Raw genomic sequence first — 20,832 nt, 5'->3', positions numbered from 1 at the left:
AGTCCTGACCACCCGCTAAGCGATCACCATCCGTATCACATTCTTGATATTCAATTCGATGATTTCGGTCATCGTCTCGCATTTATGGTAATGCTCATCCGAGTAATGCGCGGCAAGACTTTCGCGCAGTTGGTGAATGTTTTCCGGTGTCGATATTTTGTCTTTGATACAAACATCGCGCAGGTCACGCAGGCGGTAACGCTCGGCTTTGGCCTGGTACATGATCGACGACTGCTCTTCCTGCTGGTATTGTACCACCGTCTTGTCCGTCAGGTATTCCATAGCCAGCTGCACATAGGCCCGGTTTTCTTTAAAGAACTGAGGCATATATACTTTGAGATTGCCCTCGTAAAACTGTTGGTCGAAATCAATGGCGCGTAGGCGGAACTGGAAATCGTCGAAATCGGGGGTAATCTGCATCACGAAGTTGTAGGAACGCATATCGCCCAGCAAAGTGATCTTGCAGCGCTCGTTGAACTTCACAAACTCCTTGGCGATCCGGATTGGGTTATAATCGGGGTCGCGCATACGCGTACGTGCAAACTCGTCGCCCGGGATGCCCGCGATGTGCTCCTCGATCAGCGTCTCGCCGTCGACAATGTAGTTGACCTGATTAGGTGAAAATATCTCTTCCAGTTCCAATCCGTAAATGCGGGAAGAATCGGCTTTTTTGACGTAGAAATAATCGTAAATATCATTCAGCCGGTTCACGATTTTGACGCGGAACGGGTTGGAATTGCCGAATTTGCAGTAATCGATCCGATCGATGTACTTGTGTTCCACAATGCGCAGGTTGCCATTGGCTTTGAGCATCGCATACACCTTTTTCAGCCCCGCATGCAGTCTTTCCAGCTCGTGCGGCGGATAAAGCGGGCTCTCCCATAGCGTGTCTCTGCCGTTTTTGTCGCTCACCGGAAACGACTCGTAAAAATTCAGCAAGTCGTGGTATGCGACGGGAATGCGCGCATCGCGCTGGTAAAAACGCAGGTATTTGCGCAACTCGGGGCTCACCGGGTAAATCGGTTTTTTCCTTAATATTTTAACATCACCCATTTCCATAAAAGGAAGTTACGCATATTTGACCGATTAAAACCATCGACCTGCCACTATGAGCTTATACGGACTGGTGATCTGCGGCGGCGAAAGCACGAGAATGGGGACCGACAAAAGCCTGTTGGTTTATTACCAAAAACCTCAGTACGAACACGTTGCCGACCTGCTCGCGCCCCTGTGCGAACGGGTGATCCTTTGCTGCAATGCAGAACAATACAAAACCTTCCGAACCGGCTATCCGAAACTGGCCGACATGCCCGAATTCGTCGGTGCTGGCCCAATGAGCGGGCTGCTAACCGCATTTGAAACCTTTCCCGGAAACGACTTTCTGGTGGCGGGTTGCGATTATCCCCACCTGACAACCGACGAACTGGCCAATTTTCTGCACGATACCGATAAGGATTTGACGGCCGCCGCCTTTTATAACCAAAATGCATTCTACGAACCGTTGCTTGGATGGTATTCGTGTTCGGTGGGCAATGCATTAGGGAAAGCGTTTGCAAACGGTTCGCGCTCGTTGCAGCGTTTTCTCCAAGCCGAGAATGCCGGCAAATACCGGCCCTTATCCGAAAAAACAATGCTGAGCGTAGATACGATGGAGGATTTCCGGGCCGTAAAACAAGCGCTCGAAGCAGCTAATGACTTTTAAAATGGAGACCAGTTCGATAACCAGTCACAGAATCACGCGCATCAGCGGGCAAGTCGCCGAAGAGCTCGACGACCAACTTGCCGTGGAAGAACCGCTCGAAATACAAATTGCATTCGGCACGAAAGAGCGCAAAAGCATTTCGGTAACCATGCGAACGCCCGGAAACGACCACGAACTCGCGGCCGGGTTTCTGTTCACGGAAGGCATTATCCATTCCAAAAACCAGATCGGCGACATTGCGCACGCGGCATTCGATGAAAACCGGGTGGTAGTAACATGCGCCGCGGATTTTGAGCCGCAATTGGGCTCTTTGGAGCGTAACTTCTACACCACGTCGAGCTGCGGCGTGTGCGGCAAGGCCAGTATCGATGCAATCCGGACCCGGTCCGCTTACACGAGTTTGCAGGAAGGTTTAATCATTAAAAAAGCATTGTTATACCAACTCACAGAACAGATTACGCAGCACCAGAATACATTCGAAACTACCGGTGGACTGCATGCTTCGGCGCTTTTCGACATTTCAGGGCAGTTTTTGATGTTACGCGAGGATGTAGGCAGGCATAATGCGCTGGACAAACTCGTTGGAGCGGCTTTGCTGTCGGAAGAACTGCCACTTGACAAACATATGCTCCTCCTCAGCGGCCGGGCGAGCTTCGAACTCATTCAAAAAGCTGCTATGGCCGGCATCAGGATCGTAGCCGCGATTGGCGCACCTTCCAGCCTTGCGGTACAGCTGGCAGAAGAAAGCGGCATTACGTTGGTAGGGTTTCTGAAAAACGACAAATTCAACATTTACACCGGTCACCACCGGATCCAATAACTATGAAAATCCGCATTCAACGGAACTCCGTGCGTTTCAGGCTTTCCAAAACGGAAGTTAGTATACTTGAAAGTGAAGGATACCTCGAAGAAACGACCGATTTTGGTTCGGCGCAACTGGGTTATGCAGTGCAAAAAACAAGGGCTGCTGAAATGACGGCCCGTTTTGAACAAAATAAAGTTACATTGGAAGTCCCCGCCGAATGGCTGGAAGGCTGGGCGGCGAACAATACCGTCGGATTTGAAGGAAACATGCCGCTGGGCGACGGTACTTCGTTATTGATGTTGATTGAAAAAGATTTTAAATGCCTGGACAACGTCACAGAAGACCAGTCCGACAATTACGAGAATCCTAAAACCTGCTGAACCATGTCCGACAACCTGCTTCCTGTCCCCGGCGCCGAAAACCCGGAAAAACTGACCGGTTTGAAACAGGGCCCCATCAAAAAAGTGGCCGCAGGCATCCCCGCTGTCGTTTCCGCACTGGAAATGACCGTCGGCGAGGCCGGTTTTCAGCGTGGGATGAAAGCATTGTTTAATCTCAATAAAAAAGGTGGCTTCGACTGCCCCAGCTGTGCCTGGCCCGACCCGGACGACGAGCGCTCGGGCATTGCAGAATATTGCGAGAACGGCGCGCGCGCCGTAGCCGAAGAAGCCACCGCCAAAAAACTGACGGCGGAATTCTTTTCCCAACATTCCGTGCAGGAGCTGGGCAAACTGTCGGATTACGAGATCGGGGGGAAAGGCCGCATTGCCGAGCCGATGTTCCTCCCCGCGGGCGGCACGCACTACCAGCCCATTACCTGGAATGCCGCATTTGAAAAGATAGGGGCCGAACTGAACGGACTCGACTCGCCCCATGAAGCGGTATTCTACACGTCGGGCCGCACGAGTAATGAGGCCGCATTCCTCTACCAGCTTTTTGTGCGTGAATACGGCACGAATAACCTGCCCGATTGCAGCAATATGTGTCACGAAAGCAGCGGAACGGCGCTAGGCGAGTCGCTGGGCATCGGGAAAGGCTCCGTCACCCTGAACGACTTCTACCAGGCCGAGGTGATCATGATCCTCGGGCAAAACCCCGGTACCAACCACCCGCGCATGCTCACAGCATTGCAAAAAGCCAAAGCCAACGGCGCGACGATCATTTCCATTAACCCATTACCGGAAACCGGGCTGATGGGCTTCAACAACCCGCAGACCCTGGTGGGCGTGCTGGGCTACAAACCGGGCCTGACCGACATTTTCCTGCAAGTGAAGATCAATGGCGATATGGCATTGCTTAAAGCGATCGAGCTACTTTTGCTCGAAGCGGAAGAAAAGCAGCCCGGCATCGTTTTTGACCAGCATTTTATCAACCAGAACACACAAGGATATAGCGATTTCCTGCAAGACCTGAAAAAGTACAATGCCAAACAACTCGCCGCGCAGGCGGGCATACCGTACGAGCAGGTACAGGAGGTGGCGCGCGTGCTCGCGGGGAAAAGCAAAATCATCGCCTGCTGGGCTATGGGGCTGACGCAGCACAAGAATGCCGTAGCGACCATTAAGGAAATCGTGAATTTACTGTTGCTCAAAGGCAGTATCGGCAAACCCGGCGCGGGTACCTGTCCCGTGCGCGGGCACAGCAACGTCCAGGGCGACCGCACCATGGGTATTTTCGAACGCCCTAATGCCAGGTTCCTCGATTCGATTGAAAAGAACTTCCATTTTGCACCGCCGCGGGAACATGGTTATGACGTCGTGGAATGCATTAAAGCCATGCACGCGGGCGAGGCGAAGGTATTTTTTGCCATGGGCGGCAACTTCCTTTCTGCAACACCCGATACGCGTTTCACGGCCGAAGCATTGCAGAAATGCAAACTGACCGTCCACGTTTCCACCAAGCTGAACCGCAGCCACCTGGTGCACGGCCAGGAGGCATTGATATTGCCTTGCCTGGGCCGGAGCGACAAGGATCTGCGCAATGGTGAGAACCGCTTCGTGTCGTGCGAGAATTCGATGGGTGTGGTACAGTTATCGCGCGGCGTGCTGGAACCGGTTTCGGAACACCTTTTGAGTGAGCCGGAGATCGTTTGCCGGCTGGCGAAAGCGACGTTAGGCACCCGCAGCAAAGTGAGCTGGGACAAATACATCGCAGATTACGACCTTATCCGTACCGACATCGAGCGCACGATCCCCGGTTTCGCGGATTACAATGAGCGCGTCAGGCAGCCCGGCGGCTTCTATTTGCCCAACGCCAACCGATCAGGCTCGTTCGATACGCCCACCCGCAAGGCGCATTTCCATATTGCGGCACCGCAAATACAGGAGCTGAAGACGGGCGAACTGATGATGATGACCATCCGCAGCCACGACCAGTTCAATACCACTGTTTACGGTCTGAACGATCGCTATCGCGGCATTTACAACGAGCGCCGGGTAATTTTGATGAATATAAAAGACATGCAGGACCGCAACCTGAAAAACGGCGATCTCGTCGATTTGCATAACGACTACGACGGCGTGGCGCGCGTGGCGCACAAGTTTGTGGTGGTGGAATATCCGATTCCCGAGCAATGCACGGCCACGTATTTCCCCGAAACCAATGTGCTGGTGCCCATTACGAGTGTCGCGGAGAAGAGCAATACCCCGACTTCCAAAATGGTGATCCTGACGGTTACCCCGCACCAGGGTTTTTAGGATAACTTAATATTGGCCTAACAAAGGCGCGGCCAAGTTGCCGTAATTTCGCCGCTGCTTTGCCCGATGGGGTAAAACACGCCGGAAAATGTTTTTTTAAAGGAAGTTTAAATTGAATACAATGAAAAAAGGATTTTTAATGCTTGCAATCGGGCTGATGAGCCTGGTGTCGATGGATGGTATGTCTCAAAAGAAAAACAAGGTGATCGCGCACCGCGGTGCCTGGAAAAATACGGGTGTGACCGAAAACTCGATCGGTGCGCTGGAACACGCGATCAAACTCGGTTGCTATGGCAGCGAGTTCGATGTGCATATGTCGGCTGATTCCGTTTTATACGTGTTGCACGATCATTCCATTCAGGGAACAAATATCGAAACGACGAATTCGGCAGAGCTTTCGAAGATCAAATTGGCCGACGGCGAGGCACTTCCTACTTTGGAAGCCTATCTGAAGGCGGGTTCCAAGCAGAAGAAAACCCGTTTGATTCTGGAAATCAAAACCTCCAAAATCAGCAAGGAACGTTCGCTGGCATTGGCTACCAAATGCGTGGAGCTGGTGAAGAAAATGAAGGTAGAGAAGATCACCGACTACATCGCATTCAGCTGGGATGTTTGTTTGAAGGTAAAAGAACTCGCTCCGAAAGCGCACGTAGAATACCTGAATGGCGACAAAACGCCTGACGAAATCCAGGCGGCCGGCCTTGACGGTATCGATTACCATCTCAGCATTTTGAAGAAAAAAGAGGATTACATTCCCGCCATGCGCCAGAAAAAACTGACTACCAACGTATGGACAGTCAATGACGAAGCTGATTTGAAATACTTCCTCGAAAAAGACGTGGATTACATCACCACCAACGAGCCTGAGTTGCTGCTGAGCCTTTCGAAGTAATATTTTTGGGATAGATTAAAAGCGTTCGTATAAAAAGAGCAGAATCACCTTTAAATTGTCACGCTGAGCGGAGTCGAAGCGCGGTACGGTACCGCGCTTCGACTCCGCTCAGCGTGACAGTTTAAGCTCAGTTTATACAACCTTTTTTTAAAACATACACGCATTAACGAATGCGCGCCATCTGCAACTGCCCGTTCGTTTCCTGCCACGCCCTGATCACCTGGGTAAGCTGCTTGTACTCGATCAGGAAGCCGTCGTGGCCGTACAGCGAGTCTATCTCCTGAAATGCGGCATCCGGAATGTGGCGTGCGAGAAACTGCTGTTCCGAGAGCGGGAAAAGCAGGTCGGATTTAATGCCCAGTACCAACGTTTTCGCCTTCACGAGCCCAAGCGCATGCACGATCCCCCCGCGATTGCGCCCGACGTTATGCGAGTCCATGATCTTGGACAGCGCCCAGTAAGAGAATGCATTGAAACGTTTCACAAACTTGTCGCCCTGGTACTGCTGGTAGGAGGACGCGCGGAAATCATCGATCTGATCGGGATTGTCGCGGGCCTGTGTAAAGTTGTAAGTATCATAATTGCGGTACGACAGCAACGCGATCGACCGCGCCGCGCGCATGCCCATCGCACCTGCCTCCGGGCTGTCCCCGGAATAGGTAGGATCGGCCTCAATCGCCATCCGTTGCGATTCGTTGAATGCGATCCCCCAGGGAGAATGCAATGCATTGGAAGCGATCAGGATCAGTTCTTCGAATAAATCGGGCTTTTCTACGGCCCATTCCAGCGCCTGCTGCCCGCCCAGTGAGCCGCCGATGCAGATTTTAATCTTACTGATCGCGAGCTCCTGCCGCAGAAGGTCCAGCGTACCTACCACATCCCGCACAGTGAGAGTCGGAAAGTTGTGGTAATACGGTTGGTTGGTTCGCGGGTTAACCGAAAGCGGCCCCGTAGACCCATATGCCGAGCCAAGCACATTCACGCAAATAATGAAATGCTGCGCCGGGTTGAAATATTTGTCGTCGCCTACCAGCCCGTCCCACCAGTCGTGCGCATTGGAGCTGCCGGTGAGCGCGTGGCAGATCCAGACGATATTGGTGTCGCTGGCGTTCCTTTCTCCATAGGTAGTGTATGCGAGTTCAAATCCAGGCAATTCGCCACCCATTTCGAGCGCGTAGGGATATGGGTACTTAAATGTCTTCTGTTCCGCTTGCATAAGAGCCACAGCACGTGGTTAAATTCAACACATGGTAAAATGGACAGCCGAAATACAAATTTTCGGTTGTAGCTGCGAGACTAAAGCCAATCGGCTTACGGAAATTTCTAACTGTAAGAGCACACGAATTGATTTTATATCTCCTAATAAACTTAGGTGGGAATTAGCACCTTTCTCCGTCGCGGTAGCAGGTTGCCAGAGGTTCATAGAGCCCATTCTCTCGCCTCTTCTTTATAAATCAACCGCCGTTCAAGGGAAGCAATTGATTGATGGTGCAATATTAAGCGTGGATGCCTGAAAATACAAATAAATGCAAAAATTCTGTCGGCCCGCAGCGCCCGCTCGTGCCGTCGCGGCGTATCTTTGCCCGTCAACCATTTTATATCGAATGAGAATCTTTTTTCACAGTCTGCTGCTCGTTTTGGGCGCTGTGCAGGCATTTGGACAATCCGTAACCCCCTCGCCGGAGAATATCCGCAAACACATTTCCTACCTGGCTTCCGACAAAATGAAAGGTCGCGGTACAGGCAGCAAAGAGAACGAAAAAGCCGCGAAGTATGTGGCGAAACAATTCAAAAAGTACCATCTTTTACCCAAAGGAACCGAGGGTTACTACCAGCCCTTCACCGCGAAGATCAGACGAATAGTAGTGCCCGACAGCGTCCGGGAAGCGCGGAATGTGATCGGTTTTCTCGACAACGGGGCGCAATATACCATCGTCATAGGCGCTCATTTTGACCACCTTGGCCTCGGTCGGCAAGGAAGCTCCAAAGCCGAAAAGCCCGAAGGCCAGATCCACAACGGCGCCGACGACAATGCCTCGGGCGTGGCCGGGCTGCTCGAACTGGCGCGGTATTTTTCGGGAAATGACAAAAAGGAGCCTTACAACTTCCTTTTCATCGCTTTCGGAGCGGAAGAACTGGGGCTCGTCGGCTCGCGTTATTTTGTAAACAACCCGACTTTGCCATTGGCCGAGATCGACTTCATGTCGAATATGGATATGATCGGCCGCTACGATGCCAGCCGCGGCGTGGGTATCGGCGGGTACGGCACCAGCGCCGAGTGGCCTGTTATTTTCAAGGATGTGAAAAGCGATACGAAGTTTTTTACGGATAATGCCGGAAGCGGCGGCTCGGACCATGGTTCGTTTTATGCCAAACAAATACCCGTACTCTTTTTCCACACGGGCGGCCACGACGATTACCACAAGCCGACCGACGATGCCGGGAAGATCGACACGAATGCGGAAGCGGGCATTCTGGGTATTCAGATCCACCTTATCGAGAATGCGATGTTGTTACCAAAACTTAAATTCACGGAAGTCAAATAAGTCAAAATCCAGTCGAAAAACCCTTTAAAGTCAGTTTGTTTTGTACGGTTTCATTGCTCCTTCATTCACTTACGGCCAGGCTCACATCTCCCCCGAGGAGTTGTACGGAACGCTATTCCGTGATGTGCAGAGCAGTCCTATTTTCTCCGATTCCAAAACATTCGCCGATGCCATTCCGCTGGAAGACCCGGTACTGATCATCGAGCGGTACCACCAGCAGAAGGACGACCCCGGCTTCGACATGGAAACATTTGTGCGGGGCTATTTCAAGATGCCCGGGCACATTGCCTCCGAATTTGTATCCGACAAAAGCGAGCCTGTTTCCGACCATGTCGGCAAGCTCTGGTCGGTACTGACACGCCAACCCGAAAACCAGGAGCGGGGTGGGTCGCTCATACCCCTGCCCTACCCGTATGTGGTCCCGGGCGGGCGTTTTCGTGAGATTTATTACTGGGACAGCTATTTTACCATGCTGGGACTCAAAGAGTCGGGCCGGTCGGAGCTGATCGAGAATATGCTCAATAACTTCGCCTACCTGGTGGATACTTTGGGTTTTATACCGACCGCCAACCGCACCTATTACCTCAGCCGTTCGCAGCCGCCATTCTTTTCGCTGATGGTGAGGCTATTCAGTGAAATGGAGGGCAAGAAGGTTTTGAAAAAATACCTGCCCCAAATGCAAAAGGAGTACGACTACTGGATGGACGGCTGCCTGGAACCCTGTGCGCCTTTTACGGCCCACCGGCGCCTGGTATACCTGCCGGACGGCGCAATGCTGAACCGTTACTGGGACGACAAGGCTACGCCTCGCCCCGAATCTTATATCGAGGACACCCATCTCGCCCAGGAAGTTTCCGAAAAATACGGTACGCCGCCCGACGAGCTTTACCGCCACATCCGTGCCGCTGCCGAATCGGGCTGGGATTTCAGCAGCCGGTGGTTTGCGGACGAAACCGATTTTGCATCCATTCACACCACCGACATCCTGCCGATCGACCTCAACTGCCTGCTATACCACCTCGAAAAGACTATTGCGGAAGCCTATTTGCTATCCGACAACCGGCGAATGCATTTGCTTTACGAGGAAAAGGCGCGGCAACGGAACATCGCCATCCAGACCTATTTCTGGGACGAATCGAAGCATTATTATATGGATTATGATTTCCGAAAAAAGGATTTCACCAAAGCCGTTACCATTGCGGGTGCGTTTCCGCTGTTCTTCAAACTCGCGCCCAAGCCGCACTCGCATTACGTGCGCGCGTATGTGAGGCTCAATTTTCTAAAATCGGGCGGGTTGCTAACGACCACGGTGCGTACCGGCCAGCAATGGGATGCGCCCAATGGCTGGGCGCCGCTGCAATGGATCGTTTACAAGGGGTTACGAAACTACAATTTCCACAGGACCGCCAACGAGCTCAGCGACGAATGGCTGGGATTGATTGAGAAGGAGTTCCGGCATTCGGGCAGAATGCTCGAAAAATACAATGTGTCGGACACCAACCTGATCGCCGGCGGCGGCGAGTACGAAATCCAGGAAGGCTTCGGCTGGACCAACGGAGTTTATCTTCGGATGAAAAACAGGAAACGATAACAGCGCTCCAATTGGAAAATGCTTTGATTTTTTATCCATTTCCAATAAATTATATTAAAAATTGGCAAGAAAATCTTCCCGTAGCGGATATTTTTAATACCTTGCCGTCACCAAGCCCATTTGACTTCATGAAACTTCCCATATACCAAATCGATGCTTTTACTGACAAGTTGTTTGGTGGAAATCCTGCTGCGGTAGTTCCGTTGGAACAGTGGCTGCCGGACGAAACGATGCGCGCCATCGCCGCCGAAAACAACCTTGCCGAAACCGCATTTTACGTCCCGACGGAAAATGGTTTCCATATACGGTGGTTCACGCCAATGGTCGAAGTCGATCTTTGCGGCCATGCTACGCTGGCATCTGCCTACGTGATCTTCAATATTCAGGGATATGAAGGGCAATCGGTCAGCTTCGAATCGAGGAGCGGCGTGCTTACCGTCGATTGCAAGGAAGATTGGCTTACATTGAATTTCCCTGTTGACCAATACCACATTGCCGTGCCGCCTCCGGGACTTGTTGAAAGTTTAAAAAACACGACACTCCTGGAAGTTTACAAAGGCAAAACCGACTATCTGGTCGTGCTGGAATCGGAGGATGTGGTCAGAGACCTGGATTTGGACATCATTATCCTCTCGACCATTCCGGCACGAGGCGTGATTGTCACTGCCGCCGGCGATGAGGTGGATTTCGTTTCCCGCTTTTTCGCGCCGCAATCGGGCATCGACGAAGATCCCGTGACCGGCTCCGCGCATACGACTTTGATCCCATACTGGGCCGAGAAGCTATCCAAAAACCAACTGAATGCACGCCAGCTCTCGCGCCGGGGCGGTTTCCTGAAATGCGAGCTGAGCGGCGACCGCGTTTACATCGGCGGCCAGGCGAAGTTGTATCTCAAAGGCGAAATCCTGGTAGATTAAGTAAGGTTGAACTACGCGCCCTTATTTCCTGCAAATTTGGTACGTTGCCCGGCATACAAGCCTGCAACTACTAACACTGTTCCCAAAACGGTATAGATCGTCACGGGCTCGCCCATAAGCCACCAGGCGAAGAAAAACCCGAAAAGCGGGCACAGGAACAGCCATAGCGATGCTTTTACAGTATCGATACGGAGCAGATAAAACCAGCATATCAGTCCCACGATCGACACTGCCAGGCTAAGCCACAATACCGAACCCCAGAAAACCGGGTCCCATCGGGTAGCACCAAAATCGGCCGTTACCAAAGTGACCGGCAAGAGGAAAACGCCGCCAAGGAAAACCTGCCAGCCGTTAATGAGCAAATTAGGTAATTCCCATTTCACCGTAGCGTAGTACACGCTTGCTGCTGACACGGTCACCATGCTTATCAGCAACAATGTAATGCCTCCGATTGTGGTGTAGCTGTCGGCCAGTAGCGGATAGGTTGCCACGGCCACGCCGCCCATTCCCAGGATAATCCCCGTCCATTCTTCCGCTTTGGGCTTCCTGTTCAACCACCAGGATGATAGCAATACAATGATCAGCGGATTGGTAGACACCGCCAGGCTGCCTATTCCGGCGGCGGTATACTTCATCGCGTACACGTACAGGCCCAGGTAGAGCGTTGTATTCAGGAAACCGAATAATGCCAGCTGCTGCCATTCCTTTTTCGTCGGCAGCCGGTAATTCGGATTTTTGGCAAATAAGTACGAAAATGACAGCAGCAAAATACCAGCTATAAAGAACCGAACGTTTGCCAGTATCAAGGGAGCCGCCGATTGCACGCCGAACTTCGTTGCCACGGACGCCGACGACCAGAGAATGGAAAAGAGAAGACCGATACCGATGTTTTTCACACGCAAGAATAATAACCATCCAAAATTACAAGTTGTACTTCGGCTTCCGCCCCCACTTTTTATATTTTTGGGTATGATTAACAAAAAAAATGCGCTTCGGGCGGTGCTGATGGCCCTGCTTTGCATCGTGGCGCTCCAAGTTCATGCCCAGAACCAATGGACTTATGATTTCAATAACGGCTTCCTGCCCATTGAAAGCGGCGGACCGGCACTAAAACCGCTCGGCCGTCCGGGCCAGATCATCAAAGAACAGATCCCGGGCTCGGATTACCTTTCGCGTTCGATTTATGTTTTTGAAAAAAACAGCGGACTGCAATTCAACAGCGGCGAGGCCAAAGGCTTCTTAAACAAATCATTTACGGTCGAAATCTATTTCAAACTCGACTCGCTCGATATCTGGAAACGCGTGCTCGATTTCAAGAACCGCAAGAGCGACTACGGAAGTTATGTTTATCATGGCAAGCTCAACTTCTTCAATTTTGCCATGAGCGAAAAAGCCGCCGTGCGCGCGAAGCAGTGGGTGCATTATGTTTACTCGCGCGACTATGAAACGAAGGTCATCCGAATGTATATCAATGGCATCCTGAAACTGGATTTCAAAGATCCCGGCACGGAAGGCGTACTCGACGCCGATCAGGTACTGAACATTTTCCAGGACGACCTCATCGCCGGTAACGAAGCCAGCGCGGGTACCGTAGCGCTCATACGCGTATACGACCGCGTGATGACGCCCGTGTTTGTGCGCAGGAGTTATCAGACGATCGCGAAGAATTTCAAAGAACCGGTTGCTCAAAAAGAAGAACCGAAGGAAGAACCTGAACCGGTAGAAGAAAAACCGGAGCCGGTCCGGAATAAAAATCTTGCAGTGGTTACCGGCCGCGTTTACGATGGGCGCAACCTGAAACCCGTCAATGACGCAGAAGTACACGTCCGCAAATCGGCCAACGATTCGCTTGTGGCACATACCAAAACCGTCGATGGCATCTATAACGTAGAACTGCCTCCTCACGAAACTTACCGCATTACCGCACAGGCCGATGGTTTCCAGGCCAAAAGCGTTACCATTCGCACGAATAACCGCTTTGAAGAAGTGAAAGCCCTGATGAATATGGCACCGGAAACGCATTCCACGCCGCTTTCGACGCTCTATTTCAGCCAGGGAACAGAAGTACTCGAAGACAGCGCCCTCGCCGATCTGGATTCGATCGTAACCTTTTTTCAGAAACGGCAGGATTTGCGATTGGTACTGAAAGGCCACACCGACAACACGGGAAGTTTTGAGAAAAACCTCGAACTTTCCAACAAGCGCGTCGAAACGGTAAAGGCTTATCTGATCGGCAAAGGCATTATCGCCAACCGCATTGAGGGATCGGGCTACGGGTCCGCACAGCCGAATCAGGTCAACCGGACCGAAGCCACCAAGAAATCGAACAGAAGAGTGGAAGTTTGGGCGGAGCCAGTAAAAAGATAAAGCCATCTCATGGAGATGGCTTTATACTGACTATTCCTAAACCCTTAACCTTTTCTTATCTTATATATCTTCTGGCCTTAAAAGCCGTCTTTTCTTTCCTTGTAAACGTATCAGGCCTGCTGATCGTTTCATTGTTTTTGTAAAGTAAGAATACTATCAATAATACTCGAATTTTTCTTCTTTACAAAATTCAGAGAACTTAACCAATATACGCTGTTAATTATTCTCCAGATGTGACGAAATCTTGCTGTTCCGCCTTTTTTCTATTCTTCCGGCACTCTTCATTTTGCCCGAATGCAACCCAGAAAAACCTTCGTAATGCAAAGATAAGGTTATTTCACTTTGGCGTCATGGATTTATTCAATTTCCCTTCTGCCTGATTGCATTACAAATGTCCGAATTAATTTTGAAATTACAAATTGTCCAATTTAACCAGATCAAAATTTTCTTTGGAATTTTATCGCAATCCCCTCACATTAAAACTTATTTTATACTAACAATCAGCAATTATCTTTTATTAAATTTTGGAAAAATAATCAAAAACCAAATAAATACAATTCTTGAAATATTTATATTTTCTTTAAAAAGTACAATCATTGGTTATAATTGTTCATTGTCGATTGTATTCCCAAAGTACAAAACGATGTAACCATATCTCCCGCTTTGTCCAAAATGATGGGCAGCTCCGCCATTTCCTCATTGGAAAAAGGTTTTAACACGTAATCTACTTGCCTCCCACGCGGAAAATTATTTCCGATCCCGAAACGTAATTTGGGGTATTCTGTGGTGCCCAGTAATTCCTCAATATTCTTCAATCCATTGTGCCCGCCGTGGCTGCCTTTCGGTTTGATCCGCAACGTGCCGAACGGCAATTGCAGCTCATCCACAATGGTTAATGTATTTTCGGCCGTCACTTTATACTGGTCCATATAGTACCTGAGCGCCTTTCCGCTCAAATTCATATAGGTAGTAGGTTTTATAAAATAAATGTGCCTGCCTTTATACTTCCATTCAGCGGTAAAGGCCAGTTTCTCGAAAGAAAATTTGAAGTCGTGCTGCGCAGCGAGGCGGTCGAGGACCATAAACCCGGCATTGTGACGGGTAAAAGCATACTCCGGACCAATATTCCCCAGCCCGGCAATCAGATATTTCATTGAATAAAAGTTTTAATTTCGTCTAAGAGCACTTTAATTTAGGCTAAAATTCAGGGAAATTTCATGATACCCCAAAAACGATTAGTACTTAGCAGTCCCCTTCTGGAAATAATGATCAGCCGGCTATGCCAGCAACTGATTGAAAATCACCAGGATTTTTCGAACACGGTTGTCATGGGTTTGCAGCCCAGGGGAATCCACTTTGCCGAACGCATTGTGACGGAGCTCCGCAAAATAACCGGACAGAACATCCTGCTGGGCCATCTGGACGCTACGTTCTATCGTGACGATTTCCGCCGCCGCGAATCCCCGCTCGTACCGAACAAAACCAATGTACCTTTCCTGATCGAAGGCAAAAAAGTGATCCTGATCGACGACGTCCTCGCCAGCGGGCGCATGGTACGCGCAGCGCTAGATGCAATGACCGCATTTGGCCGTCCCAAAGTAGTGGAATTACTGGTGCTCATCGACCGCCGCTATAACCGCGAGCTACCAATCGACCCCGACTACGTAGGAATGCAGGTCAGCACGGTGGAAACACAGCGCGTTCAGGTGGAATGGAAAGAGCAGGGTTTCGACGCCGACCACATCTGGCTCGTCGACTAAAAGCTTAACGCATTATGGCTGGTGGCCGGGACGGGACGCTTCTTCCTTGGCCTCTATTTTCCCGATTTCGTCGGTTTTATAGGTAAGCTTATTCACGTAAAACACCTCACGCCCCTGCACGATCGAAGACGTGCCGATGCGCTGCATGCCGTAAGCAAGGAAATACTGACCGTACCAGGGCGAAAGGTAGCCGTCTTCGTTGTTCAGCACCTTCTCCCTGTCCGATTTAGGATTGATTTTGAATTTCTCCGTTTCCACCACCACTTTGTTCCGGCTGATCACTTCGGTATGAATTTCCCCTTCCTGTGGATAAGCGAGTACAAAATAATCGTCCACGGGCGTTACTTGCACCATTTCCTGCAAATCGAAGCTTGTCAGGTCTTTAATCGTAATGGTATTGTCCCACATGAGCTTGCCACTGCGGTCGAACCCGCATACGATCGCGTGCGTGTAGCGATAGCCTTCGAGTGCGCGCGCTACGTACGGGCGCGAGATTCCGCCTGAAATGATCGGGCTGGTGGAGCGCTGGTTGGGATAATACACTTCGGCTACCAGTACAATTTCTTTCTCGGTCTGGATCAACTGGTGCACGAGCAACCGGTAACGGAACCGGTTTTCCTTGCCGAGACTTTTCCGCTTACCAATCTTTTCGAGCACCCGCGCGCGCCGTTTGGGTTTCATATAATTGAAGAAATTCTGCAATTCCGAAAACTCGATAAACTGCGGCTCCCCGGGCGTATCGTCGGCAATGTGCGTCACGAAAAGCCCCTGGGAATATTGGGTACATCCTACGGAATAATTACCGATCAGGTAAGAGTCGTCGGGGTTTAGCGGCACGATCTGGCCTGAAATAAAGCTGTAACGGGGGTCGCTCAAACTGGTCCTTTTCAGGAGCTTACCATCATAATTATAAGTTTTTATTTCAAAAACACAATTTTTCTTACGGTAAGCATAAGTGATCACATTAATGTATCCGTCGATCTCATTAATATCCACATTATTCAGTTCGGTATTCTTTTCAAAAAGCCCGGGCAAGACACGCGTGGTATGGTCGAAAAACGAATGCACGATCACGATCGGCCGCGAACGGTAATAGCCCGACACCAGCGCTTTGCTGCCGATCACTTTGAAATGCTGCACATCGACGCCGGAAAGCAGGTTACCTTTATAAGTATCGATCGAACCATCCTGGAAATTCAATTGCAGGAACAAAAACTTGTCGGTATCCGGCTCCGCGAACAGCCAGTAGCCACTTTCCTCCGCTTTGTAGGCCATGACCGGAATATACCGGAAATCAAGTTTATAGGAGGTCCGCCAAACCGCTTTCAGGGTCGTATCATATTTAACAAATTCCCATTCTTCATTTCTGTTCGAGAATTCGTTCCCCCTGATCACCGACAAAATCCCCCTTTCACCCAGACTAAAAACCTCAAATTGCTCGGACGATGAAGAACTGGTCGGGATTTCGAGGCGATCGGACTGCTGCAACTGCGCCAGAGCGCCCCAGAGCGGCGCGAAGACCAGTAGCAGTATTAATTTCAACCCGGAATAATTTATAGAACGGTTATGCATAACTTCTTCCATCTGGGGTGTGACACAGATCAATAATTAGCCTAATTTTGCATGTTGTTACCAGGCTTACATTGCTATTAATATTAGAAATAATTTCACTTAAATAAAAACTTGCGGGAATGTAATCCCCGATTTTTCATGACAATTGAAGCAATACTTAAGGAGGATATTCAAAAAGCAGTCCAAAAGCATTTCCAGCTGGACAATCAGGAGGTTCTGCTACAACCCACCAAGAAAGAATTTGAGGGATTTTACACATTTGTCACCTTTCCTTTGACCAAAGCGGCCCGCAAGGCGCCGGCTGAAATCGGACAGATTATCGGCGATGAGCTCGTTGCGTCGTCATCGCTCGTGGCCGGCTTCAATGTCGTGCAGGGCTTCCTGAATATCAGCCTGAAAGACAGCACCTGGCTGGATTTATTCGGCAAAATCTTCTCCGACGGGACATTCGGCACACTGCCTTCGAACGGAAAATCGGTCATGGTCGAATTCTCTTCGCCCAACACCAACAAACCGCTTCACCTGGGCCATTTGCGCAATAACTTCCTGGGCGATTCCCTTTCCAGGATATTGAAAGCGAGTGGTTACGATGTCGTCAAAACGTGCCTCGTGAACGACCGCGGCATCCACATTTGCAAATCCATGCTGGCCTACCGCGAGTTGGGCAACGGTGAAACGCCCGAATCCAGCGATATCAAAGGCGATCACCTGGCGGGCAAATATTATGTTTTGTTTGATATTGAATATAAAAAGCAGATCAAAGCGCTGGTGGAGGAAGGTTTGAGCGAGGAAGAAGCTGCAAAAAAGGCGCCATGGATTTTGGAAGCTCAGAAATTGCTCCTGCTTTGGGAAAATAACGATCCCGAAACGGTTGCGCTCTGGCAGAAAATGAATAATTGGGTTTATGCCGGCTTTGCTGAAACTTACCATAAAATCGGCGTGAGTTTCGACAAAACCTATTATGAATCAAATACTTACCTGCTAGGCAAAGATATTATCGAGGAAGGCATTCAGAATGGGGTGTTCTTCAAAAAACCGGACAATTCCGTCTGGATCGACCTTACAGAGGAAGGGCTTGATGAAAAGCTGGTACTGCGTGGCGACGGCACCTCGGTTTACATTACCCAGGATTTGGGCACTACCGAGCTAAAAAACACTGACTTCGGCAACGACCGTTACCTGTGGGTAGTGGGTAATGAGCAGGATTATCACTTCAAGGTGCTATTCGCCATTCTGAAACGCCTCGGCCGTACTTATGCGGACGGTTGCTACCACATCAGCTACGGTATGGTGGATCTGCCATCGGGTAAAATGAAGTCCCGTGAAGGTACCGTTGTCGACGCCGACGACCTCGTAGGCCAAATGGTGCAAACGGCGGCCACCCGCACGCAAGAGCTCGGCAAAATAGACGATTTCAACAGCGAGGAAGCCAAACAACTTTATAACCAGCTGGCACTGGGCGCATTGAAATACTTCCTGCTGAAAGTGGACCCGAAGAAACGAATGCTCTTCAATCCCGAAGAATCAATTGATTTCCAAGGACATACGGGGCCATTTATCCAGTACACCTACGCACGTATCCGCTCGATCATGCGCAAGGCCGAGCAGGCGGGGATACCCGCGGAAATTCCGGGCGACAGCTATGCTATGCATCAGGCTGAGCGCGAACTGGTATTCGCATTGTCGCAATATTCTGTGAAGGTTCTGGCAGCGGCCAATGAGTTCGCACCGTCGCTCATTTCGCAGTATGCATTCGACCTTGCGAAGGTTTATAACCAGTTCTATGCGGAGGTTTCGATCTTCTCCGATCCCGATCCCGAAGCGGTGAAATTGCGCGTCGCATTATCGGGCGCGGTTGCGGAAACGATTCGCAAGGCTTTGGGGTTATTGGGCATAGATGTTCCCGAACGGATGTAAGCAACTTTTTCAAAAATCGGGCCGTATAGTGTTTTGGAGATGGCTACAACCCGATCCGTGCATGCAAATCGCTTTCTAACAATATGTACTAACCATAACCAAAACCTATTATGAGCTTAATTAAGACACTTTTCATTATGATTACTTCACTGATTACCGGCATTTTCGTCGACAAATCCGAAATGGCGAGCCGTCCGGAAAACGCTCCTGTTGCCAAACAAACGCTTTATGACTTCAAGGTAAAATCGCTCGTAGGCGGCAAAACCGTTGATTTGAGCAAATACAAAGGGAAAAAAGTGGTGATTTTGAACGTAGCTTCTAAATGCGGTTATACTAAGCAGTATGCCGACTGGGAGAAATTCTACAAAGATCACGGCGACAAAGTGGTGGTACTCGGTTTTCCTGCCAACAACTTCGGTGGCCAGGAGCCAGGCACGAGCGAGGAAATCGCTACCTTCTGCTCTGCAACTTACGGCGTGACGTTCCCGATGTTCGAAAAAGTATCGGTATTGGGCGACGACCAGGCACCGATCTACAAATGGTTGAGCAGCAAAGACCTGAATGGCTGGAACGACAAAGTCCCTACCTGGAATTTCTGCAAATATGTCATCAATGAAAAAGGCGAACTGACTAACTTCTTCGCTTCGAAAGTATTGCCTACCGACGAAGAGTTTACGAAGGCCGTAGGAATTTAATTTTTGCAACTGCCGGAGGGCGCCTTTTAGCACCCCTCTGGCAGTTGACTCGAACTATACACGACTATGAAAGATATAAAAAAGGCCCGGCGCTACCTGGGTAACGCAAAAGCAATCCTTCTTGAAAAAGCAACAAACGAGGATGGCTCTTACGATGATAGAAAATATGTAAAGATGGCAGGCAAAAAGGCCTATGCTGCTGTATTAGCTTCATTAGATGCTGTTTTAGGAACCCATAAAAAAGACAGCATTAGCATCGATTGCTACGAAAAAGAACGCTCTGCAATCGACCAAAATATGCTCGCTTACTTCGATGCAGCATATGACACCCTGGCCCTTGCAATGGGATACGACGGCAATTTGAGCGTAGGCGTATCAAATGCAGGCATAGGAGTAGCAGAAAAAATAGTTGGTTGGGCTGAGCAGAAGACAAAAGCCTTATAATTTAAGTACTATCAAAAATGAACCCCTGGATTGAAGCCGCGCGTCCCCGTACATTACCTCTCGCATTATCCTGTATTCTAATGGGCTGCTTTCTGGCGGCGGCCTCGGGGCAATTCAACTGGCCGGTGGCAGGTTTGAGCGTGTTGACAACCATTCTCCTGCAAGTGCTTTCAAACTTCGCCAATGACTACGGCGATGCTGTAAATGGCAAGGACACCGAGCTCCGCGAAGGGCCGCGCCGCGCAGTGCATTCGGGGCATATTACGGCGGAGAAAATGCTGCGGGCAATCATCATCTTCTCGGTACTGGCACTAATTTCAGGCATTACCCTGCTGACCATCGCATTGAAAGACGCTCCCGAGAATACCTTCTGGGTGTTTTTAGGAATCGGCATTGCCTGCATTATCGCGGCCATTACGTATACTGCGGGTAAGCGACCGTACGGTTACGTTGGCCTCGGCGACCTTTCCGTACTGATTTTTTTCGGCTGGGTAGGTGTGCTCGGCAGCAACTTCCTGCACACGCATGTGTGGAACTGGGGCTTGCTACTACCTGCGAGCAGCTGCGGACTATTTGCCGTAGGCGTACTGAATATTAACAACATACGCGACATCGATTCCGACCGGGCAACCGGCAAAAACTCGATCCCCGTCCGCATTGGCCGCGAAAAGGCGATCGTATATCACTGGTGCATTCTGCTGATCGGGATGCTTTGCGTGACGGTTTACACCGCGCAGCATTTTTCCAGCTACACCAGCCTGATTTTCCTTCTCAGTTTCCCTCTTTTTGTTAAAAACGGCCTGGCGATTTCCCGCCTCACCAAAGCCAGCGAGCTCGATCCCTACCTGAAACAAATGGCGCTTTCCACGCTGCTTTTTGTGATTTTGTTTGGAATCGGGATTGTACTTTAAGTTCTGGTTTCGTATTT

19 protein-coding genes and 1 riboswitch are annotated in these 20,832 nt (G+C 50.2%); of the genes, 14 read left to right on the top strand and 5 right to left on the bottom strand.

Annotation, left to right across the window (positions count from 1 at the left end; translation table 11 throughout):
- Positions 1-15: 15 nt before the first annotated feature.
- Positions 16-1,059 carry a hypothetical protein gene (locus BMW93_RS15635; protein ID WP_090377885.1) on the bottom strand — a complete coding sequence of 348 codons (1,044 nt, stop codon included), beginning with the start codon at positions 1,057-1,059 and terminating at the stop codon, positions 16-18.
- A 49-nt stretch (positions 1,060-1,108) separates the two neighbouring features.
- On the opposite strand from BMW93_RS15635, the gene BMW93_RS15630 reads away from it, so the two are divergent.
- The 5 genes from BMW93_RS15630 to BMW93_RS15610 all read left to right on the top strand — a co-directional run bounded on the left by BMW93_RS15630 (position 1,109) and on the right by BMW93_RS15610 (position 6,095).
- Entirely contained in the window at positions 1,109-1,702 is a 594-nt protein-coding gene (locus BMW93_RS15630; protein WP_090377881.1) for a molybdenum cofactor guanylyltransferase, read from the top strand.
- 1 nt (position 1,703) lies between these two features.
- On the top strand, positions 1,704-2,522 hold the full coding sequence (gene fdhD / locus BMW93_RS15625; RefSeq protein ID WP_090378817.1) for a formate dehydrogenase accessory sulfurtransferase FdhD: 819 nt from the start codon (positions 1,704-1,706) through the stop codon (positions 2,520-2,522).
- Between the two features lie 2 nt (positions 2,523-2,524).
- Complete coding sequence (locus tag BMW93_RS15620; RefSeq protein ID WP_090377878.1) at positions 2,525-2,887, top strand: DUF7009 family protein; 363 nt, start codon at positions 2,525-2,527, stop codon at positions 2,885-2,887.
- Positions 2,888-2,890: 3 nt separating this feature from the next.
- Positions 2,891-5,203: an FdhF/YdeP family oxidoreductase gene (locus BMW93_RS15615; protein WP_090377875.1), complete on the top strand. Its 2,313-nt coding sequence runs from the start codon at positions 2,891-2,893 to the stop codon at positions 5,201-5,203.
- Positions 5,204-5,324: 121 nt separating this feature from the next.
- The gene (locus tag BMW93_RS15610; RefSeq protein ID WP_090377872.1) at positions 5,325-6,095 is read left to right on the top strand and encodes a glycerophosphodiester phosphodiesterase family protein; all 771 of its coding nucleotides are present in this window, start codon (positions 5,325-5,327) and stop codon (positions 6,093-6,095) included.
- 163 nt (positions 6,096-6,258) lie between these two features.
- On the opposite strand, the gene metX is transcribed toward BMW93_RS15610, so the two are convergent.
- Complete coding sequence (gene metX, locus BMW93_RS15605) at positions 6,259-7,311, bottom strand: homoserine O-acetyltransferase (protein WP_090377869.1); 1,053 nt, start codon at positions 7,309-7,311, stop codon at positions 6,259-6,261.
- 131 nt (positions 7,312-7,442) lie between these two features.
- Positions 7,443-7,551: riboswitch (SAM riboswitch) on the bottom strand.
- A 148-nt stretch (positions 7,552-7,699) separates the two neighbouring features.
- Here metX and BMW93_RS15600 point away from each other — a divergent pair.
- From BMW93_RS15600 to BMW93_RS15590, 3 genes are all read left to right on the top strand, one after another.
- Complete coding sequence (locus BMW93_RS15600) at positions 7,700-8,641, top strand: M20/M25/M40 family metallo-hydrolase (RefSeq protein WP_090377866.1); 942 nt, start codon at positions 7,700-7,702, stop codon at positions 8,639-8,641.
- A gap of 40 nt (positions 8,642-8,681) precedes the next feature.
- A complete protein-coding gene (gene treA, locus BMW93_RS15595) occupies positions 8,682-10,232 on the top strand; it encodes an alpha,alpha-trehalase TreA (protein WP_090377863.1) in 1,551 nt (516 codons plus the stop codon).
- 128 nt (positions 10,233-10,360) lie between these two features.
- The gene (locus BMW93_RS15590) at positions 10,361-11,149 is read left to right on the top strand and encodes a PhzF family phenazine biosynthesis protein (RefSeq protein WP_090378814.1); all 789 of its coding nucleotides are present in this window, start codon (positions 10,361-10,363) and stop codon (positions 11,147-11,149) included.
- A gap of 11 nt (positions 11,150-11,160) precedes the next feature.
- Here BMW93_RS15590 and BMW93_RS15585 read toward each other — a convergent pair whose 3' ends face one another.
- Positions 11,161-12,045, bottom strand: coding sequence for a DMT family transporter (locus tag BMW93_RS15585; RefSeq protein WP_090378811.1), 885 nt, complete (start codon positions 12,043-12,045; stop codon positions 11,161-11,163).
- A 73-nt stretch (positions 12,046-12,118) separates the two neighbouring features.
- On the opposite strand from BMW93_RS15585, the gene BMW93_RS15580 reads away from it, so the two are divergent.
- A complete protein-coding gene (locus BMW93_RS15580) occupies positions 12,119-13,516 on the top strand; it encodes an OmpA family protein (protein WP_090378808.1) in 1,398 nt (465 codons plus the stop codon).
- A gap of 593 nt (positions 13,517-14,109) precedes the next feature.
- On the opposite strand, the gene pth is transcribed toward BMW93_RS15580, so the two are convergent.
- Positions 14,110-14,670, bottom strand: coding sequence for an aminoacyl-tRNA hydrolase (pth, locus tag BMW93_RS15575; RefSeq protein WP_090377860.1), 561 nt, complete (start codon positions 14,668-14,670; stop codon positions 14,110-14,112).
- Positions 14,671-14,733: 63 nt separating this feature from the next.
- Here pth and pyrR point away from each other — a divergent pair, with 63 nt between their 5' ends.
- Positions 14,734-15,276, top strand: a complete 543-nt coding sequence (pyrR, locus tag BMW93_RS15570) for a bifunctional pyr operon transcriptional regulator/uracil phosphoribosyltransferase PyrR (protein WP_177194098.1) — start codon at positions 14,734-14,736, stop codon at positions 15,274-15,276.
- Positions 15,277-15,288: 12 nt separating this feature from the next.
- Here the strand turns inward: pyrR and BMW93_RS15565 are convergent, their stop codons facing one another.
- A complete protein-coding gene (locus BMW93_RS15565; protein ID WP_229240479.1) occupies positions 15,289-16,818 on the bottom strand; it encodes a hypothetical protein in 1,530 nt (509 codons plus the stop codon).
- Between the two features lie 168 nt (positions 16,819-16,986).
- Here BMW93_RS15565 and argS point away from each other — a divergent pair, with 168 nt between their 5' ends.
- The 4 genes from argS to BMW93_RS15545 all read left to right on the top strand — a co-directional run bounded on the left by argS (position 16,987) and on the right by BMW93_RS15545 (position 20,815).
- Positions 16,987-18,765 carry an arginine--tRNA ligase gene (argS, locus tag BMW93_RS15560; RefSeq protein WP_090377857.1) on the top strand — a complete coding sequence of 593 codons (1,779 nt, stop codon included), beginning with the start codon at positions 16,987-16,989 and terminating at the stop codon, positions 18,763-18,765.
- Positions 18,766-18,902: 137 nt separating this feature from the next.
- Positions 18,903-19,460 (top strand): glutathione peroxidase, encoded by a 558-nt coding sequence (locus BMW93_RS15555; RefSeq protein ID WP_229240477.1) that lies wholly within the window; start codon positions 18,903-18,905, stop codon positions 19,458-19,460.
- Positions 19,461-19,526: 66 nt separating this feature from the next.
- Entirely contained in the window at positions 19,527-19,904 is a 378-nt protein-coding gene (locus tag BMW93_RS15550) for a DUF5618 family protein (RefSeq protein ID WP_090377851.1), read from the top strand.
- A gap of 17 nt (positions 19,905-19,921) precedes the next feature.
- Positions 19,922-20,815, top strand: a complete 894-nt coding sequence (locus BMW93_RS15545; protein ID WP_090377849.1) for a 1,4-dihydroxy-2-naphthoate polyprenyltransferase — start codon at positions 19,922-19,924, stop codon at positions 20,813-20,815.
- Positions 20,816-20,832 lie beyond the last annotated feature (17 nt).

The sequence above is a fragment of the Dyadobacter sp. SG02 genome, from assembly GCF_900109045.1.
Taxonomy (GTDB): Bacteria; Bacteroidota; Bacteroidia; order Cytophagales; family Spirosomataceae; genus Dyadobacter.
Note: the sequence above shows the minus strand (reverse complement) of the source record. Positions and strands in the feature narration are given on the sequence as shown.

What these genes read in the sequence shown, in the direction of transcription:
- BMW93_RS15600 (WP_090377866.1), top strand. Translation starts at nt 7,700, where the DNA reads ATGAGAATCTTTTTTCACAGTCTGCTGCTCGTTTTGGGCGCTGTGCAG.
- argS (WP_090377857.1), top strand. Translation starts at nt 16,987, where the DNA reads ATGACAATTGAAGCAATACTTAAGGAGGATATTCAAAAAGCAGTCCAA.
- BMW93_RS15545 (WP_090377849.1), top strand. Translation starts at nt 19,922, where the DNA reads ATGAACCCCTGGATTGAAGCCGCGCGTCCCCGTACATTACCTCTCGCA.
- BMW93_RS15615 (WP_090377875.1), top strand. Translation starts at nt 2,891, where the DNA reads ATGTCCGACAACCTGCTTCCTGTCCCCGGCGCCGAAAACCCGGAAAAA.
- BMW93_RS15635 (WP_090377885.1), bottom strand. Translation starts at nt 1,059, where the DNA reads ATGGAAATGGGTGATGTTAAAATATTAAGGAAAAAACCGATTTACCCG.
- fdhD (WP_090378817.1), top strand. Translation starts at nt 1,704, where the DNA reads ATGGAGACCAGTTCGATAACCAGTCACAGAATCACGCGCATCAGCGGG.
- BMW93_RS15590 (WP_090378814.1), top strand. Translation starts at nt 10,361, where the DNA reads ATGAAACTTCCCATATACCAAATCGATGCTTTTACTGACAAGTTGTTT.
- BMW93_RS15555 (WP_229240477.1), top strand. Translation starts at nt 18,903, where the DNA reads ATGATTACTTCACTGATTACCGGCATTTTCGTCGACAAATCCGAAATG.
- pyrR (WP_177194098.1), top strand. Translation starts at nt 14,734, where the DNA reads ATGATACCCCAAAAACGATTAGTACTTAGCAGTCCCCTTCTGGAAATA.
- BMW93_RS15620 (WP_090377878.1), top strand. Translation starts at nt 2,525, where the DNA reads ATGAAAATCCGCATTCAACGGAACTCCGTGCGTTTCAGGCTTTCCAAA.
- BMW93_RS15580 (WP_090378808.1), top strand. Translation starts at nt 12,119, where the DNA reads ATGATTAACAAAAAAAATGCGCTTCGGGCGGTGCTGATGGCCCTGCTT.
- metX (WP_090377869.1), bottom strand. Translation starts at nt 7,311, where the DNA reads ATGCAAGCGGAACAGAAGACATTTAAGTACCCATATCCCTACGCGCTC.
- BMW93_RS15610 (WP_090377872.1), top strand. Translation starts at nt 5,325, where the DNA reads ATGAAAAAAGGATTTTTAATGCTTGCAATCGGGCTGATGAGCCTGGTG.
- BMW93_RS15550 (WP_090377851.1), top strand. Translation starts at nt 19,527, where the DNA reads ATGAAAGATATAAAAAAGGCCCGGCGCTACCTGGGTAACGCAAAAGCA.
- pth (WP_090377860.1), bottom strand. Translation starts at nt 14,670, where the DNA reads ATGAAATATCTGATTGCCGGGCTGGGGAATATTGGTCCGGAGTATGCT.
- BMW93_RS15630 (WP_090377881.1), top strand. Translation starts at nt 1,109, where the DNA reads ATGAGCTTATACGGACTGGTGATCTGCGGCGGCGAAAGCACGAGAATG.